The organism is Trinickia sp. EG282A (assembly GCF_040965455.1).
GTDB lineage: Bacteria > Pseudomonadota > Gammaproteobacteria > Burkholderiales > Burkholderiaceae > Trinickia > Trinickia symbiotica.
The window spans coordinates 220450-236407 of the sequence record NZ_JBFRCC010000004.1 but is presented as its reverse complement, the minus strand read 5'-3'; the positions used below and the strand labels follow the sequence as shown (position 1 = coordinate 236407).

The window sequence follows — 15958 nt, the reverse complement described above, 5'->3', positions numbered from 1 at the left end:
CGCATCGAAAGGCTGATTGCGATCGGGTATGCTGCGATTCGACCGTGATCCATCAATTTGGCTGCTGCGATGAACCCGAGATTTACTGCGATTCTGACGGCGCTCGTCGCCGCGGCGCTCTTCGGCGCGGCAACGCCGCTCGCCAAGGCGTTGCTCGGATCGACGTCCGCATTCATGGTGGCGGGGCTTTTCTATCTCGGTAGTGGTTTAGGGTTGGGCATCGCCATTGTCGTTCGCCGATTGTCAGTAGACCGGACCGGCAACAAACACATCGATGGCGCGGGCATTCAAAAAAGCGAACTTCCCTGGCTGGCCGGCGCTATCGTGGCCGGTGGTGTGGCGGGCCCCGCGCTGCTGATGCTCGGCCTGTCGACGACGCCCGCTGCCTCGAGCTCACTGCTGCTCAATCTCGAAGGCGTGCTGACGGCGGTGATTGCGTGGGTCGTCTTTCGCGAAAATGTCGATCTGCAGATCTTCCTCGGGATGATCGCGATCGTCGCGGGAGGAGTCCTGCTTTCATGGCAGCCGGGCGGGCATGGGTTGGCTACCGGTGCGCTGCTGATCGTCGGCGCGTGTCTGTGCTGGGCTATCGATAACAATCTGACGCGCCGAGTGTCGACGAACGATGCAATGGTGATCGCGGGCCTGAAGGGGTTGATCGCGGGGCCCGTGAACCTGGCGATCGCATGTGTCGCGGGCGCGCATCTGCCGTCCGCGCTTGCGATCGCGGCCGCAATGCTGACCGGGTTCGCGGGCTACGGGGTGAGTCTTGTGCTTTTCGTCGTGGCACTGCGCCACCTCGGAACGGCGCGAACGGGCGCTTACTTTTCGGTCGCGCCGTTGTTCGGCGTAGTGCTTTCGCTTGCGATCTGGCCCGCGTGGCCGCCGGCGCTGTTCTGGATCGCGGCAGGGTTGATGGCTATCGGAGTCTGGCTCCATGTGCGCGAGCGACACGAGCATCAGCACACTCATGAACCACTGACGCACACGCATCGGCATCGTCATGACGAACATCACCAGCACGAGCATGACTTTCCGTACAGCGGTGACGAGCCGCATGTGCATCCGCATTCGCATCTGCCGATCACGCATTCGCACGCGCATTTCCCCGACATTCATCATCGGCACCGGCATTGACGAGCGTCCGGTTCCGCGCGGACGGACCACGTCTCCGCGCGAGTTGTCTTCGTGACGTTTCCGTTATTTTTCCTTTTTGTCCAATCCCGCGACGGCTTCATGGGCGCTCGAAACGAAGCAACTATCGGGGCCGGGCTTGCTTGCGCAAGCTGCCGATCGCTGATCGATTCGCGGATTGCCGTTGCTGTCGATGGTCATTGCATCGCCTAAACCCTTCAACTGAACGACGGCGGCCCTCGCTTCCGGTTCGATGTGCTGTTCCGCCATGTTGGCGGCAAGCGTGGTGACTTCCGCGCTTCGCCCATGCGCAATGTCGGCAGCGAGTTCGCGTATGCGTCGCTCATACCAGTCCGCGACACAGGCCTTGTCCGTGCAGTTGTGTTGGCGCCATTGCCATTGAGCGACTCGGTCCGCCTCTATCGCGTCGGGCACCGGGGCGGCATTTTTGGCGAGCCGATAAACGACGGCGAGCTTATCGTCCAGCGCCGACAGTTGTGGATCGCTGCATATCAGCTTTTCGGACACCGAAGCATTGTGCGGACACTTGAAGCTTGCCGCGTGGGCGAGTTGAATCGTCGCCGCTAGCGCGACGAGCGGGACGATAACCGACGCAGCCGCGCGCCGGCGTGGATGAAATGCGGACTTGTCGATGTGACGAATCATGGGCGACCTCTCGTTGTGCAGCTCGGGGATGGCATCGCGGGCATGGCCGCGCCTTTCCGCTGAGAGATCGGCGTCCGTGCCCCGACGGCAACGAAGATAAGCGCGGACGCACCGACCGAAAGCTCGCATGTGCGGCGTGAATCGGGAGCTTGTTACCAGTTCTTGCGGCTCAACCGCGGCGGTCGTGTCGGTGAACCGACAAAAGCTCTTGTTCGTGCAGTGCGGCATATTGGAGCAGCATGATCGTCTTGCCGTCAATAATTTCGCCTCTTTCGATCATCCGAAGCGCCTCTCGTAATGGCACTTCGATGACTTCGAGATCTTCGCCTTCGTCCTTCAATCCGCCGCCGGAGCCGACGCGCATCGATGCGTCGTATTCCCCGATGTAGAAGTAAAGCTTCTCCGTGACGGACCCCGGGCTCATGAATGCTTCGAAGACCTTACGAATGTGCGTCACCCGATAACCGGTCTCTTCTTCCGCCTCCGCACGAATGCGCACATCGGGCGAGGCATCGTCGAGAAGCCCGCCCGCGGCCTCGATCAACATTCCGTCGTATCCATTCACGAACGCCGGCATCCGGAACTGGCGCGTCAATACGACGTTGCTCGAGCGAGGATCGATGAGCAGGATCGTTGCGCCGTTTCCGCGATCGTAGGTTTCGCGGCTTTGACGCTGCCACGTTCCGTCGCTGCGAAGGAAATCGAACGTCACCTTCCGCAGCACGTACCAGTCATCCGCCAGAACTTGCGTATCGATCATGCGCACGCGGTCTTTCATCGACGTCATCGTCATTTTGGTTCCCTCCGTTGTCCGACATCGCTTATACTAGCGTGCATATTCGTGCAATTTCAAGATAATTCGTGCATGACCATGCTGACTAGTCAAAGGAAGAAAGCGATCCTCGATGCGCTCAAGCGCGATGGACAAGTGCTGGCAACCGAGCTCAGCGTCAGATTCGATGTCTCTGAAGATACGGTGCGCCGCGATCTGCGTGAACTGGCGGCCGAGGGCTTGCTTCAGCGCGTGCATGGAGGCGCGTTGCCGGCATCGCCGGCGGTTGCGCCGTTCGCGCAACGCGAGGACATGGAGTCGCCCGTGAAGCAACGCATTGCACGCAGGGCCGCCGCAATGATCGCGCCGGGGCAGGTTGTCATCATCGATGGCGGGACCACTTCGGCGCACCTGGTGCGCAGCCTCCCCGCGGATCTCTCGGCGACCGTCGTGACGCACAGCCCAAGCGTGGCGGTCGCGCTTGCGGATCATCCGTCGATCGAAGTAGTGCTTATCGGCGGACGGCTTTACAAGCATTCGATCGTCACGGTCGGCGCCGCGGCCGTGGAGGCCGTGTCGCACATTCATGCGGACATTTACTTCATGGGCGTAACAGGCGTGCATCCGAAGGCCGGCTTGAGCACGGGCGACTTCGAAGAGGCTTACATCAAACGGGCGCTCGCCGGCCGCGCGGCGGAGACTGTCGTGCTGGCGTCTTCCGCTAAGCTCAATGCCGCCTCGCCGTATGTCATCGGCGATATCGGGTTGGCGCAGACGATCATCGTGGAGGAATCGGCTGACTCGAAGCTGACCGATCCCATCGAGAAAGCGGGGGTGACCGTTCTACGCGCGTAGCGCAGATTCGCGCTATTCGTGCAAGATTTGGCGGTGTCTCCCGCGTGACATGTGTGGCGCAAGGCTTTCCTTCGGTTCCAACGATTTCCGACAGTACGCTTGCCCTCCGTTGGCAGAGCTGAAATACGGAGCGGATATACTGCGCCGATATCGAGGATGACAAGCTCGTTCAGCGCTATTGCCGATGCAAACCGAACCGCGTATCAGTGTTCTTCGACAGATTCCACGCAGTGTATGGATACTGGGCTGCGTCAGCCTCTTCATGGACGTTTCGTCCGAGATCATCCATAGCTTGTTACCTATGTTCCTTATGGCGACGCTCGGTGCCAGCGCGACGGCCATTGGGCTCATCGAAGGTATCGCGGAGGCGACGGCTCCGATCGTCAAAGTGTTTTCGGGCACTCTCAGCGATTATCTCGGCAATCGGAAATGGCTCGCGGTTGCGGGATATGGGCTGGGTGCGTTGAGCAAGCCCCTGTTCGCCGTTGCCCCAAGCATCGGTGTCGTCGTGGCCGCGCGCGTGATCGATCGCGTTGGCAAGGGCATTCGAGGGGCTCCCCGCGACGCGCTCGTTGCCGACGTTACGCCGCCTAATCTCAGAGGTGCGGCGTATGGGCTGCGTCAATCGCTCGACACAGTCGGTGCGTTTCTGGGGCCGCTACTCGCGGTCGCCATCATGTTTGCGTCCGCCGACAACTTCAGGCTCGCGTTCTGGGTCGCCGTCGTGCCCGGTTTGATCGCCGTCGGATTGTTGACCGTTGGGGTGGAAGAGCCGGAGAGGGAGCCCGGCACACGCCGAGTCAACCCGATTCGCTGGCATAACCTCGAGCAATTGGGCGCGCGTTACTGGTGGGTCGTTGTCGTTGGCGCTGTGTTCGCCCTGGCACGGTTCAGCGAGGCGTTTCTTGTGTTGCGAGCGATGGCGAGCGGCGTTCCCGTTGCGTTGGTGCCGCTCGTGATGGTGGCGATGAATATCGTCTATGCGCTGTCGGCCTATCCGTTTGGCAAACTCGCCGATGCAATGAGTCACCGGAAACTATTGGCTGCGGGTCTCATTGTGTTGATGGTCGCTGATATCGTGCTTGCGCACGGCTCGCATTGGACCGTAGTAATCGCCGGCGTCGCGCTCTGGGGATTGCACATGGGTATGACCCAGGGGCTGCTCGCTACGATGGTTTCCCACGCCGCCCCGGCACACCTTCGAGGCACTGCGTTCGGGTTCTTCAATCTGGTGAGCGGGATCGTGACGCTTGTTTCCAGCGTTATCGCAGGCGAGTTGTGGGACCGACTCGGTGCTGCGACTACGTTTTATGCAGGGGCCGGGTTTGCTCTTGCGACCATCGGGCTTCTATTTTCTCGCCGGGCCTCTTCGTAGGCGAGGCTGTCGGGTCGCGATATCTGCGGGACCATCGGGTACTCTGCTCACGATATGAGGCTCGAAATCAAATGACAGCCGCACGTTGCCTTGTGCCCGTGCCTCGCGATCGGAACGCCTTCGTCAGTCATCGATTCGTCGCCTTCGATGATGATGTTTGGCTCGATGCCCGGATGCTTGGGGCATGAGACTTCGTCACCTTTGCGCGCCACGAAGCGGCCATCGAAGCTCATCGTCGGCGAGCCGGTGATCACCTTGCCGCCGTGGTCAGTGTCGTCGCCTACGCGAATGAGATTGATCATGGATGGTTTCCTCGTCTTCCTGCAGTAGATTCATCTACCCTCACTTGTAGCGAAAATAGTAGTTTCCGTAGTTCGGTAGCTTGTTTTCACGGCGGTTCTCGCGCGAAGTTTTTCTCAGGTCGATTTTTTCAACGTCCGGCCATCCATAGGCGCGGAAGATTGTTTCGGCTAAATGCGCAAAACTCATCAATTTGCGTCCCGTGCGATAAAATATTGCGATAAGCACTATTAGTCCGGCTGCTCCATATAGTGTCATATCAGAAAAGAAGCCAACCGGGTCTCCGCCAAACCCATTTCCAGCCAAGTAAAAGGCAACAATAGAGATTGGGTAGACGATACAGAATGTCCACAACATAATTCGCATCATATTCTTATAATGTGCCTTTCGGCCCGCTGTTGCGTGCGGGTAGACCGCCAACAGATCATCGCTTTCCCGCCTTACCGCGAAGGCAAGATATTGGTTTTCACCGGCCTGCTGTGCTACAACTTCGACCTTGTCGCCGTTGCGCATTGGCATCATCCATAGCCATCCTTCGATATGTTTCCCGTCTAGTTCGAACTCGACCCAGTCGGCTTCTTCATCCGAGTTGGCAGCCATATTGATGAGCCCGATGCCGGCTGCTCCCATGCCCATTGCTGCTGCGCCCAAACCGGTGACGCTCACCTGCCATTGTTGGGCCTGACTTAAGACGAAGTCGTGACTGCGCCTCGAGCGCTGCAAGTTTGCGATGCGCCCGCACAACAGCACGGTGGAGATGTCAGGCTTGATTTTCTGCATGAAAGCTTTGAAATCGCGGCGATGGCGTTGTCAACAGGGCCGTCACTTGTAGCGGAAATAGAAGTTGCCGTAATTGGGTAGTCTGTTTTCCCGACGGTTCTCGCGCGAGGTCTTGCGCAGGTCAATGTTCTCAACGTCTGGCCAACCGTAGGCGCCGAAGATGGTCTCTGCCAGGTACGCAAAGCGCACCAATCTTCGAGCTGCGCGATAAAAAAGGATGCTGAACATAAGAAATCCACAAATTCCTATGCAACTATTTAGATAAGCAAAATCAGCTAATGATATCCCGCCGATTCTTTTGCTTGCAAAGTAGGTCATAACGAGAAACATTGGGTAAACAACGAAGAACGATCTCCACATCATTCTTCTCATATTCCTATAATGTGCTTTTCGGCCTGCGGTGGTATGCGGGTAAACCGCTAATAGTTCATCTCCCTCGCGCTTTACCGCGTATGCGATGTATTGATCCTGACGCACTTGTTGCGCCACGACTTCGACTTTATCGCCGTCGCGCATCGGCATCATCCACAGCCAGCCGTCAATTTGTTTCCCATCTAATTCAAACTGTACCCAATCGGCTTCCTCCTCGGAGTTCGTGGCCATATTGAGAAGTCCGATGCCGGCCGCTCCCATGCCCATCGCGGTCGCCCCCAAAGCGGTCGCCCCGACTTGCCAGTGTTGCGACTGCGTCAACACGAAGTTATGACTGCGCCGCGCGCGACGGAGGTTGGAGATAGTCCCGCTCAATAGCACGGTCGGGATGTCAGGCTCGATCTTTTTCATGAAAATTTAGCCATAGCGTCTGTAAAGTCCCTGTCCTGCTGGACGGCGTCAGTGTACTTGTCGACACTATGGTCGGCGACGCGAAACAAGCTTTCGCGTCCAGTACCAAAAGCGCAGCGGGAGCACCACGCTTCTAACGCGTCTGGCGTAAGCCAATCGGCCAAGGCTTGGAGCACAAGCAGGAAAATGGTAGCTTCCCAGCCGATTAGGATCCCCACTGCGCGCATGCCTGCAATGACGACTGCTCGTTCCGTGACGGTTTCGACGGCCGCCATAACAGTCTCAGTGCCGAAGCGCGCGGCTAGTTTCTTGAGCAATGGCGCCGCGGTGCTGATGGAATCGATCAGCATTGCTGTGCCGGAAACAAACTCTCCAAATGATTTGACACCTAAGACCAAGGCAAGATCGAACTCGTTCTTCTTGTACTTTTCCAAAGCACTCCCAAAATCCATCCATGAGGAAATCATTGTTGCCGCGCCGCCAAGCGTGCCGCCGACGAACTTCCAACTTTGCCCGCGGATAGATTCCTTAAGTGTGGCGTAATACGGCGACATAACGATGGTAATAACCGAAGCGCACAGTGACGCGCCCGACTGCACGAGCTTCAGTCGCGTATCGTTATCCGGCGCACCAGCTAACAGGTGCGCGAAGTTGACGGCTTCCAGCAGCGCTGCGACTACGGCGATCCGCTGCGTCCGCAATTGCTTCACGCCATCGTCGTTGAGCTTGACCTTCCCCCATACGTCGTACAACGCCTGCGTAGCTGGAGCAGATCCCTCTGGCGCTGGCGCGCGCAGCAGCCCACGCGTTTTCAGAAGTCGCTGGATCGTCTCCTGCCGGCTCGCATGTTCGACTTCCGCCTGCTTGCGCACCAAGGCCATCGCGTCTTCATACGACACGCCCGCGCGCTGCAGCAGCAGCGTTTGTATGATCTTCTCGCCGACAAAGTCGCCCAATTGATTGACGCGAAATTTGGCGAAGATCGCATCGCCAACGACCATGCCGAACTGGTCGATTTCGAGCCTCCGCAGCAGGTTGCCAATCGGGGTGATCCTTTTCTCGTCGGTTTCGAGCGACAGTTGGGTCAAATTCTTGTAATAGCCGATCAGTGTCTTGGCCCCGGCCGCTGCGCTCGCCACCGTATCGAAACCTTTGTCCAGCGGCGAGTCCTTGTGGGCTCGCGCCGTTTCCAGCACCTTGCGCAACTCGATGCGGGCAGTCATCTTGTTTAACGCAATCACGCGCCAAACCAAACTTTCGGCCTGCGTCGGATCCCACTTGTTGACGAGGGCGTCGACGATGTTCTTTCCCTTAGGGGTATTCGCCAGACCGCAGAGCGCCTCGCTCACCACAATTTCGAGCGCCAGACTATCGGCCATATCGTTCGAGTTGTAATCCTCGAGCGTGTCCAACAGCAACGGCGCCTTCAGCAGCCATTGGCCCACGTCGTCGCTGCGCGTTTCCTGCAACGTATAAACGTCGTGCTGTAGCGCCCGGTAATGCTGGCTGAATAAATTAATCGCGGGTCGATCGAGGCGTGCCTCGTACACGGACCATCGGTAAGCCGTCATCTGGTTCAAGGTGCGATCGTGCGAACCGGGCTTCGCCTGAGCGTAAGCGCGCGCATCGGCCATGATTCGATCGCGCTCGGGATTAGTGTAATTCGCAAACGCAGTAGGGTTAACCGCGTTGGTTGAGCGGGCCAACTGATACAGGCGGGTTTGATAGCTGCCCGGAATCTGGTTGACCGTCATCCAATTCATGTCGTCGTAGTAGGCATTGATCTGCTCGACGCGGGACGGTGACGCGCTAGCCAGCGCCTGCACGCGCTGCGCGGCCAACGCCGCCCGCGCTCCGGGTCGCCCGAGTCCGGTCATCTCCTGTGCCTGTTTCGCCATGTCCTCCTGAGTGTTCAACTCCCGTTCCTCCTTGGAGCGAACGACTCGGTGCGCCGTTTCAATGTCATTGAGCGCCGCGACTTGCAAGCGCCGTTCTTCGCTCGCATATCGGTTCAGCCATGCGAGCGGCTCGTTGCGGAAACCGTTCAGCTCATGCACGACACCGACGGCATCCCACAAGCCGAGCATCATCGGCCGATGGTGTTTCCCGTCGGCCGTCTCGCCGACGGCGTGCATGAGTTTGACGAGCGCCGCGCTCGCGGAATCCGGCGTGGCTTGCCGGATATGCAATGGATAGCGAGTCGTTTCTTTTTGAAGCCATTCCGACTTGTAAGCCCCTGTTGCATCGCTAAACGGTGGCGCCGGCTTTGAGGGATGGGGCGCCGCGGGTAGCTCGAGCTGCTTGGGATCGAAGCCGGGCATGTACTCGACGACGTCATCGATCCGGCGTTCGGTGGCCTCCACGGCATGCCCATGCGGATCCGCGCCGCCGTTAATCCAGCTTGCCGGTTCGATAGCCTGCATGCGGTGCTCGCGCAGAGCCGCGAATGCATCGTTTGCGTATTGCTCGAAAACTTCCTGATGCCAAGTGTGCTCGGAAAACGCGATGTAGACCTTGCCGCACTTGTGCGGCTGCTCGATCGCGATGATGTCCATCGGCACCGCGATGCCCGCCTTAGCGCAGGCTGGATCTGTATGGGGCTCTCGCGGCAGCGGCAGAGATTGCTTCCAGAGGCGACCGTCTTCGGTCACCCGGTACGCCTCCCAGTAGCGATTGCCGCGGGCGCCTCGCTCGTAGAAAAGGTAGACCCAGCCTTCACGCAAGGTCCTACACCGTATCGGTGCCCCGTGAGCGTCACATCGGTCACGCGGTGCCCGCTGAGGCCCTCGGGCAGCTTCACAGGCGCCTTCTCGGGCAGCACTGCGTAGCGCACCGGAAGTATCGGCAAACCCGCCTTTTCGCAGTTATCGCATTTCATTTCGCGTTCTTCATCTCGTCTCACGCCCACGGTCGGCTTATGCCGTTCTTGGTCCGGCGAGCCAGCTGCCGCTCCTGATGTCCCCGATCTCTTCGGGCCCGATCTCGCTGACAGCGGCGGTATAGAAGCAGTCCGTCGAGACTTCGCGTAAAGCCTCCAAGATGCGTGGATGGCTATCGAAGTAGGGATGCCACGCTAGGGCATGTCCGATAAAAGCGATCATGTCGTCTTTGTCAGTCAATCCAAAGTGCTCGGCGCGTTCCGCGCTCGCCACGGCCGCTTTCACTTCGTCAGGCGTCGGTTGCCGGCCCGTTGCCGCCATGTGCAGCGCCAATGCGCGATTGATCAGGCCATGTCGGTGGATCGCATTCCACTGCCCCGGCTTGAGCAGCAGTTCAGCCCGCGACTGCGGATACAGCCCTTTGTACGTACAGAGTTCGGCACAGGCATCGAGTGCATACCACGCTTTGACGGGACCGAGCAGCGTCTCCTGCTGCATGAGCGTCAACACCGGCCAGAGCAGACTCAACGCGCGCGCGTCGTAAAAGCGCAGCGCGCAGGTTCGCGCGCGGCCGTCCTGCTGCAGTAAATATTTGGACCAGTGCGCAGCGACTTCATCGGCCGGTAAAGAGCTTGCCAGCCAGCCGCCGATCCGCTGTCCGAGTCCTTGCACGACGTCATCGGGGCGTCGATCGTGGTAAGCGACGCGCACGCTGTCGAAAAGCAACATGCAATCTTGCGGCTGCGACAAATCGAGTGTCAGGAGATAGGGCCGATGCTCAGCGGGAAACGCCGGATGATCGACCTCGATGACAGCGCGAGGCAAGTCGTCAAACGTCGGCTTGCCCTTTTTTGCTGGTGGTAACGCTCGCATTCCCGAGTCCACTACGAGCAGGCAATGCATATCACGATGCTGGCGCTCGAAATGTCGGCGCAGCGCGATCGTGGCCGCCTCGATTTGCGCGGATTCCGCGTCCGCATGGCGTTGATCGTCGGATGCATTCATGGCCTTTAATCCAGTGCAACGCTAGAGGCGCTGTCGCCCGACGCTGAGGTCAGCTTCCATGCGCAGCCCTTGGGCGCGCTGACGATCTGAGTGGGCATCCGCATCGTGGCCGGTCCCGGCTTGTCCCAGCTCGCACACTTCTCGACGATCTGGCCCGACGTACCGTTCTCGATTCCGTCAGCGGTGATCTTGATGTACGAGCCGCCCGCGCCGATCCAGATTTCCTTCTCGGCCGACAGCACGATTCGGCCATCGGTGCTCGTAATCGTGATGTCCTTCAATGCGGAAGCCGTGATGGCATCGCTTTGCGCTTGTATGTCGACGTTGCCCCTGGCAGCAAACAGCTTCATGCCAGCGTTCTGCACGAACAGGCTGACTTTCTCCATGGCGCTTGCAATCAGTGACTTCCCTGTTGCAATGTGCGTGCTTTGACCGCTGACGACGTTCACGTGCTGGTTCGCCGCCACCTGCATCGAATCCTGCGTCGACAAACCCATGCTTGCGGGGCTCGCAAGCAACATGATCGGCAACGCGAAGCCGTTCGCATTACCGGTGCCGCCCCCAGCGGTACGTCCACCGCTGCCCATGCTGCCCGTCACGCTATAGCGCGTCGCATCCGTGAAGCGCTTCAGCGCGTGCAGACCATCGTCGAGGCTCTCGGCATGGTTTGCCGTACTCGCTTGCGATGCCATGTCGACTACGCTTTCCGCGCCCGTGAGCTGCTCGCTGGCCGCGGCCACGTTTAGCGGCTGGACGGCTGACGCTGGATGCGTCGACACATAGAGTCCTTGGCCCGCTCGGATTGCACCATAGGCATCCGACTTCAAGTCGAAGCCGCTTCCGAGAAATGCTCCACGCGTGTTATTCGTGTGGTCGATGAGATACCCGAGATGAAGCTGCGTCTGGTAGCTGGTGGAGTACAGTCGGACGCGATTTTGTCCGGTCGAGTCGTCCATTGCGAGCTCGTTGTAGCCGCTCCCGCCGTACTCTTTCGAGCGGTAACCCGAGAGGAGCCCGTTGGTGTGCCATACGGGTTCACTGGCGCCGCCGAAGACGCGCGAGACGATGACGGGCCGATCGCAATCGCCGCCGAGGAAGTCGATGAGGACTTCGTCGCCGCCACGCAGCGGGTGGATGGCTCCGCGCTGATCTCCCGCGTCGGCAAACGCCGCCCGCACCCAGCAAGAAGCACGCGAGTCGCGATACCAGGGATAGCGCACCTTGACGCGGTTCAGACGATCGGTCGAGACTTCTTCTCCATTGGCAGCATCGACAATGGCGCTCATGAGCGACATCTCCGGCTTGCGGTGCTCGCGGGGCAGCCGGAACGGTGCGCGACGCGGCTGCAGTTCCACTTTCACCTGAAAGAAGCCCAGACTGCCATCGAAATGTGCAATGGTGGAGCCTGTTTTCGTGAGCGCTTGGGCTTCGATCTCCTCGCGCAGGCTGTCGTCGAAGGCGGGGTAGCTGTTCATGCCGGGCACATTGTTACGGATCGCCCAATCCACACCGAGGATCACATATTCGTTGTCGCCCGAAGAGCCGCCAGTCTGGGTCGTGTTGCGAGACAGCGTGAACCAGTAGCCAGGGAACGCCGCTCGTAGTCCCCCTATGGCGTCGACACGCTGCAGTTGGGATTCCCATGCTTCGACTCGGTTGGCGACCTGACGCTCGCCGTCCTCGCGTGCCCCCCAGCCGTAGGCGCCCGTGTATTCATAAATTTCGCCCTGCGCACGCAGGGATTCGGGAGTCGATGTGTCGGCTTGGACGCGCTTCGACAGATTGGGCCGCTTGTAGTCGAATGTGCTCGCGGTAAACCGCGCGCTTTGCAAGCGCAGCCGTTCCCGCCAGGACACGAAACCATCGAATTCTTCGCCGGCGCCCGCGTGGCCGAGCGATACGACCTGCTGCTCGAGCGGCGGAAGTGCGCCGATACTATCCACGATGACGAGCGTGTGCGACTTGCCGTCGTTGGAAAACTCGAACCGCCCGAATACGCCGGCTTCCTCCAGACTGCGATAGACGAAGTCGAGGTCATACTCCCGCTGCATGCGATAGGAGTAGTAAGGCATCGGTTTGCGCAACTCGAAGCGGTAGCGGCGGACCGCTTGGCGGTGTTCCGCGAACACGTCGGTCAGGATCCCTTCGCCACGCTGCTCCTGCCAGTCGCGCATGTCACGGCGCAGGCCAAGGAAGTAGAGCCACGATGAAAAGCGCAATTGATAGTAATTGCACTCTCCGTCGGTTCCCAGTTCGACGAAGTCATGCACATAGCCATGAATCGGCAGATACGCGCCACCGGCCTGCTGAATCCATAGTGTCACCGCCTCGCCGAGCAGGTCACGCGGATCGATGGGGTCGCCGTCGCGCACCGCGGCCGCTTCGACCGTGAATGTATAGTCTCGGCCAAGCTGAGCTGTGCCTTTTACCATCAACGGGACCAGCCGATCCGGCCCAGCCCGGGTATCGAGCTTGATCAGCCGTTGATATTGCGCATAACCGCCCCGTAACGTACTTGAGATACTTCGCAAGCTCATTCAACGCGCTCCCTCGGCTCTTCTTTTGGCGCGATATTTTTCGCGGATGCCATTCTAGAGGAGGGGCGCGACGGGCCGCAATTCTATTCTTTGCAAAGTTTTGAAAACTCCAGAATTTTATTCATGGAGCATAATGCGCAGTTTTTTCCGATTCATCGTCAATAAATGGTTAATTCGGTAAATATTCCATATTTGCTGGGTGCTATGGAATGACAGGTCAATCTATGCGCGCTTGATTTGCGGCGATGTCCGTTGTATGTCCTGCGGAACCCTCGCAAATCGTAAAGAGCGCGGGTTCCTTCCGTCCGCCAATGCTCGGCAGCTACTGCTCTGCCGCACGCACGGGCAATTCGTCGTAGCCCTTCGCACGATAGATCGCGAACGACGCGAGCCACGCAAAAATGAACACGCCGATGATGACGAAGCCGAGATTGTTGAAGTTGTCGTTGAGCGTACCGATCAGATCCCAAAGCGCGCCCTTGAGATTGAACCGGCCCGCCAGCAGGCCGAGTGTTTCGATGCTGCCGATTAGCACTGCAACGACAACGGATACGAGAGTAATCGTCAAGTTGTAATAGAGCTTGCGGATCGGGCGCACGAATGCCCAGTCGTAGGCGCCGAGCATCAGCACGCCGTCGGTCGTGTCGACGAGCGACATGCCAGCCGCGAAAAGCACCGGGAAGACGAGCACAATCCAGATCGATAGCCCCTGTGCCGCCTGGCTTGCGGAGATTCCGAGCAGGCTGACTTCGGTCGCCGTATCGAAGCCCAGGCCGAACAGGAAACCGAGCGGCAGCATCCAGACCGGCTTCGAGACTAGGCGGAACATCGGGCGAAATAGCCGGGCGACCAGCCCGCGGCTGTTCAATAGCAAGTCGAGATCGTCATGATCGTAAGGTTCACCTCGGCGTACCTTGCGGAACGCGCGCCATACGCCTCGCAAGATAACGACGTTCATTGCGGCGATCAGGAACAGGAACAGCGCCGATACGCTCGTCGACACCACCCCGCCAAAGCCTTTCCAGTCCTCGATGCGGCTTTCCAGGGCGGCCGCGGTCGCGGCCACGGCGGCCGCGACGAGGAGGACCACGGCCGAATGCCCGAGAGCAAAGAAGAATCCGACGGTGACGGGACGCTGCCCGTCCTGCATCAGCTTGCGCGTTACGTTGTCGATTGCGGCGATATGGTCCGCATCGACTGCGTGGCGCAAGCCGAATCCGTATGCGAGGAGCCCTGTGCTCAGGAGCAGAGGGTGACCATGGAAGACGATGAAGGCCCAGACCCAGGCGCCGATGTTGAAGGCGGCGAGGACGCCATAGATCGCGATGACGCGGCGTCTGAGACTTTTCTGTTGGGGTGAAGTGGTTTGCGCAAGGGTAGGCATATAGGAGATCCTGGTGGACAAGCACCAGCGTGCAAGCCTACAGACCCCCTCACATTGGAGTCAATCGCTGGACAAAAAGAAACCGGTCGTGTGAGATCGAGGCGCCGCTTGAGGTCGTGCGAGCGATTCCCCACACTGGTGCCGAGGTCTCAACGGCAAAAGTCGATTGGTGCCACAATGCCTCGCAGACACGAGCTTTCCCGCCTGAAGAGCCAAACTCGAGGAGAGGCGCCATGACGAAGCCAGTGAAGATTCCCGGCCCTGACCATCCGATTTCGATCGAGCGCAATCCGTCTCGCGTGATCGTCACGGTGGCGGGCAAGGTGATTGCCGACACGAAAGACGCATTGACGTTGCGCGAGGCAAACTACCCACCGGTTTTCTACATCCCGCGACAGGACGTGGACATGTCCTCGTTGCAGCGCACCGATCACACGACATACTGCCCCTACAAGGGCGACTGCTCGTACTTCTCGATTCCGTCCGGCGGCGAGCGAGCGGTGAATGCCGTATGGACCTACGAGCACGCCTACGAGGCGGTCAGCGAGATCCGTGGCCGTCTCGCCTTCTATCCGGATCGCGTCGACTCGATCGAAGAGCAGCCGGCCGGCGTCGCCGCCAGCTGAGCGGCCGGCGCGGCACGTCGCTCAGGCTCCGCTATGCCACGTGCGCGGCGAAGCCCGATTGGCCCGGCGCGATGTCGGGCCGCAACGTCAGCTCGGGGATGTCATAGGCGCCCGCGTTTTGCGGGCGAAACGGTATCGGCGTGGTGTTCCAAAGGTCGTCGAGCCGACGTCCGAGCTCGTCGCAGATCTTTGCGTACCTCGCCTCATCCGTCTTGCCCGCGCGATAGATCACGAACGGCGGCAGGACCGAGAATCCGGGGTAATACAAAATCCCATGCTGAATCGGGAAGAGAATGTCGTCGATCGGGCCGTTGACGCCGCGCGGGCCGTAATGCGACTCCCACCCGCCTGCGGTCACGACGAGCATCGCGCGCTTGCCCGCCATCGTGCCCTCTCCGTAGCGGTCGCCCCATCGAACGTCCGAGTGCTCTCCCACGCCGTATCCGAAGCCATACGCGTAGACGCGCTCCACCCAGCCTTTCAGGATCGCGGGGACCGAGAACCACCAAAGCGGGAACTGCAGGATCACCGCGTCCGCCCACAGCAGCTTCTCCTGTTCCGATGCGATATCGTCGGGCTGAGTGCCGTTCTCGAATGCGCGCTTGGAATCAAGTGCGGGATCCAAGCGCGCACCCGGATTGCTATCCGGGAAGTCATCAGCGTCGAGCGTCGGTTTCCATTTCATCGCGTATAGGTCCGATACCTGGACGACGTGTCCGGCATTCTCGAGCCGCTTGACCGAAAAATTCTTCAGCGAGCCGTTCAGTGATTCGGGCTCGGGATGAGCGTAGACGATAAGCACGTTCATTGAGCGAACTCCATCTTGTTGACGAGAGCAAGATAACGTTTCGCCCGCTATAGT

14 protein-coding genes are annotated in these 15958 nt (G+C 59.5%); 4 read left to right on the top strand and 10 right to left on the bottom strand.

Annotated elements, in window-relative coordinates:
• The first annotated feature begins 69 nt into the window (after positions 1-69).
• Positions 70-1137: a DMT family transporter gene (locus tag AB4Y31_RS20345; protein WP_368675502.1), complete on the top strand. Its 1068-nt coding sequence runs from the start codon at positions 70-72 to the stop codon at positions 1135-1137.
• A 63-nt stretch (positions 1138-1200) separates the two neighbouring features.
• Here the strand turns inward: AB4Y31_RS20345 and AB4Y31_RS20340 are convergent, their stop codons facing one another.
• Complete coding sequence (locus AB4Y31_RS20340; protein ID WP_368675501.1) at positions 1201-1800, bottom strand: lysozyme inhibitor LprI family protein; 600 nt, start codon at positions 1798-1800, stop codon at positions 1201-1203.
• A 169-nt stretch (positions 1801-1969) separates the two neighbouring features.
• Positions 1970-2587 carry a GDP-mannose pyrophosphatase gene (locus AB4Y31_RS20335; protein WP_368675924.1) on the bottom strand — a complete coding sequence of 206 codons (618 nt, stop codon included), beginning with the start codon at positions 2585-2587 and terminating at the stop codon, positions 1970-1972.
• 36 nt (positions 2588-2623) lie between these two features.
• Here AB4Y31_RS20335 and AB4Y31_RS20330 point away from each other — a divergent pair, with 36 nt between their 5' ends.
• Both AB4Y31_RS20330 and AB4Y31_RS20325 read left to right on the top strand, forming a co-directional pair.
• Positions 2624-3427, top strand: coding sequence for a DeoR/GlpR family DNA-binding transcription regulator (locus tag AB4Y31_RS20330; RefSeq protein ID WP_368675923.1), 804 nt, complete (start codon positions 2624-2626; stop codon positions 3425-3427).
• 184 nt (positions 3428-3611) lie between these two features.
• Entirely contained in the window at positions 3612-4802 is a 1191-nt protein-coding gene (locus AB4Y31_RS20325) for an MFS transporter (protein ID WP_368675500.1), read from the top strand.
• 47 nt (positions 4803-4849) lie between these two features.
• Here the strand turns inward: AB4Y31_RS20325 and AB4Y31_RS20320 are convergent, their stop codons facing one another.
• The 7 genes from AB4Y31_RS20320 to AB4Y31_RS20290 all read right to left on the bottom strand — a co-directional run bounded on the left by AB4Y31_RS20320 (position 4850) and on the right by AB4Y31_RS20290 (position 14470).
• The gene (locus AB4Y31_RS20320) at positions 4850-5104 is read right to left on the bottom strand and encodes a PAAR domain-containing protein (RefSeq protein WP_368675499.1); all 255 of its coding nucleotides are present in this window, start codon (positions 5102-5104) and stop codon (positions 4850-4852) included.
• A gap of 40 nt (positions 5105-5144) precedes the next feature.
• The gene (locus AB4Y31_RS20315) at positions 5145-5882 is read right to left on the bottom strand and encodes a putative type VI secretion system effector (RefSeq protein WP_368675498.1); all 738 of its coding nucleotides are present in this window, start codon (positions 5880-5882) and stop codon (positions 5145-5147) included.
• A 42-nt stretch (positions 5883-5924) separates the two neighbouring features.
• A complete protein-coding gene (locus AB4Y31_RS20310; RefSeq protein ID WP_368675497.1) occupies positions 5925-6665 on the bottom strand; it encodes a putative type VI secretion system effector in 741 nt (246 codons plus the stop codon).
• Positions 6662-9388: a T6SS effector BTH_I2691 family protein gene (locus AB4Y31_RS20305; protein WP_368675496.1), complete on the bottom strand. Its 2727-nt coding sequence runs from the start codon at positions 9386-9388 to the stop codon at positions 6662-6664. Before AB4Y31_RS20305 ends, AB4Y31_RS20310 begins: the two co-directional genes overlap by 4 nt.
• Positions 9389-9580: 192 nt before the next feature.
• Entirely contained in the window at positions 9581-10549 is a 969-nt protein-coding gene (locus tag AB4Y31_RS20300; RefSeq protein WP_368675495.1) for a DUF4123 domain-containing protein, read from the bottom strand.
• A gap of 5 nt (positions 10550-10554) precedes the next feature.
• On the bottom strand, positions 10555-13086 hold the full coding sequence (locus AB4Y31_RS20295) for a type VI secretion system Vgr family protein (RefSeq protein ID WP_368675494.1): 2532 nt from the start codon (positions 13084-13086) through the stop codon (positions 10555-10557).
• A 322-nt stretch (positions 13087-13408) separates the two neighbouring features.
• The gene (locus tag AB4Y31_RS20290) at positions 13409-14470 is read right to left on the bottom strand and encodes a HoxN/HupN/NixA family nickel/cobalt transporter (RefSeq protein WP_368675493.1); all 1062 of its coding nucleotides are present in this window, start codon (positions 14468-14470) and stop codon (positions 13409-13411) included.
• 233 nt (positions 14471-14703) lie between these two features.
• Between AB4Y31_RS20290 and AB4Y31_RS20285 the strand changes: the two genes are divergently transcribed.
• Positions 14704-15096: a DUF427 domain-containing protein gene (locus tag AB4Y31_RS20285; RefSeq protein ID WP_368675492.1), complete on the top strand. Its 393-nt coding sequence runs from the start codon at positions 14704-14706 to the stop codon at positions 15094-15096.
• A gap of 31 nt (positions 15097-15127) precedes the next feature.
• Here AB4Y31_RS20285 and AB4Y31_RS20280 read toward each other — a convergent pair whose 3' ends face one another.
• Positions 15128-15904, bottom strand: coding sequence for an NAD(P)H-dependent oxidoreductase (locus AB4Y31_RS20280; protein WP_368675491.1), 777 nt, complete (start codon positions 15902-15904; stop codon positions 15128-15130).
• Positions 15905-15958 lie beyond the last annotated feature (54 nt).

Coding starts and splice junctions, on each gene's coding strand:
- AB4Y31_RS20295 (WP_368675494.1), bottom strand. CDS start 13,086: ATGAGCTTGCGAAGTATCTCAAGTACGTTACGGGGCGGTTATGCGCAA.
- AB4Y31_RS20335 (WP_368675924.1), bottom strand. CDS start 2,587: ATGACGTCGATGAAAGACCGCGTGCGCATGATCGATACGCAAGTTCTG.
- AB4Y31_RS20345 (WP_368675502.1), top strand. CDS start 70: ATGAACCCGAGATTTACTGCGATTCTGACGGCGCTCGTCGCCGCGGCG.
- AB4Y31_RS20310 (WP_368675497.1), bottom strand. CDS start 6,665: ATGAAAAAGATCGAGCCTGACATCCCGACCGTGCTATTGAGCGGGACT.
- AB4Y31_RS20320 (WP_368675499.1), bottom strand. CDS start 5,104: ATGATCAATCTCATTCGCGTAGGCGACGACACTGACCACGGCGGCAAG.
- AB4Y31_RS20325 (WP_368675500.1), top strand. CDS start 3,612: ATGCAAACCGAACCGCGTATCAGTGTTCTTCGACAGATTCCACGCAGT.
- AB4Y31_RS20315 (WP_368675498.1), bottom strand. CDS start 5,882: ATGCAGAAAATCAAGCCTGACATCTCCACCGTGCTGTTGTGCGGGCGC.
- AB4Y31_RS20340 (WP_368675501.1), bottom strand. CDS start 1,800: ATGATTCGTCACATCGACAAGTCCGCATTTCATCCACGCCGGCGCGCG.
- AB4Y31_RS20285 (WP_368675492.1), top strand. CDS start 14,704: ATGACGAAGCCAGTGAAGATTCCCGGCCCTGACCATCCGATTTCGATC.
- AB4Y31_RS20290 (WP_368675493.1), bottom strand. CDS start 14,470: ATGCCTACCCTTGCGCAAACCACTTCACCCCAACAGAAAAGTCTCAGA.
- AB4Y31_RS20280 (WP_368675491.1), bottom strand. CDS start 15,904: ATGAACGTGCTTATCGTCTACGCTCATCCCGAGCCCGAATCACTGAAC.
- AB4Y31_RS20300 (WP_368675495.1), bottom strand. CDS start 10,549: ATGAATGCATCCGACGATCAACGCCATGCGGACGCGGAATCCGCGCAA.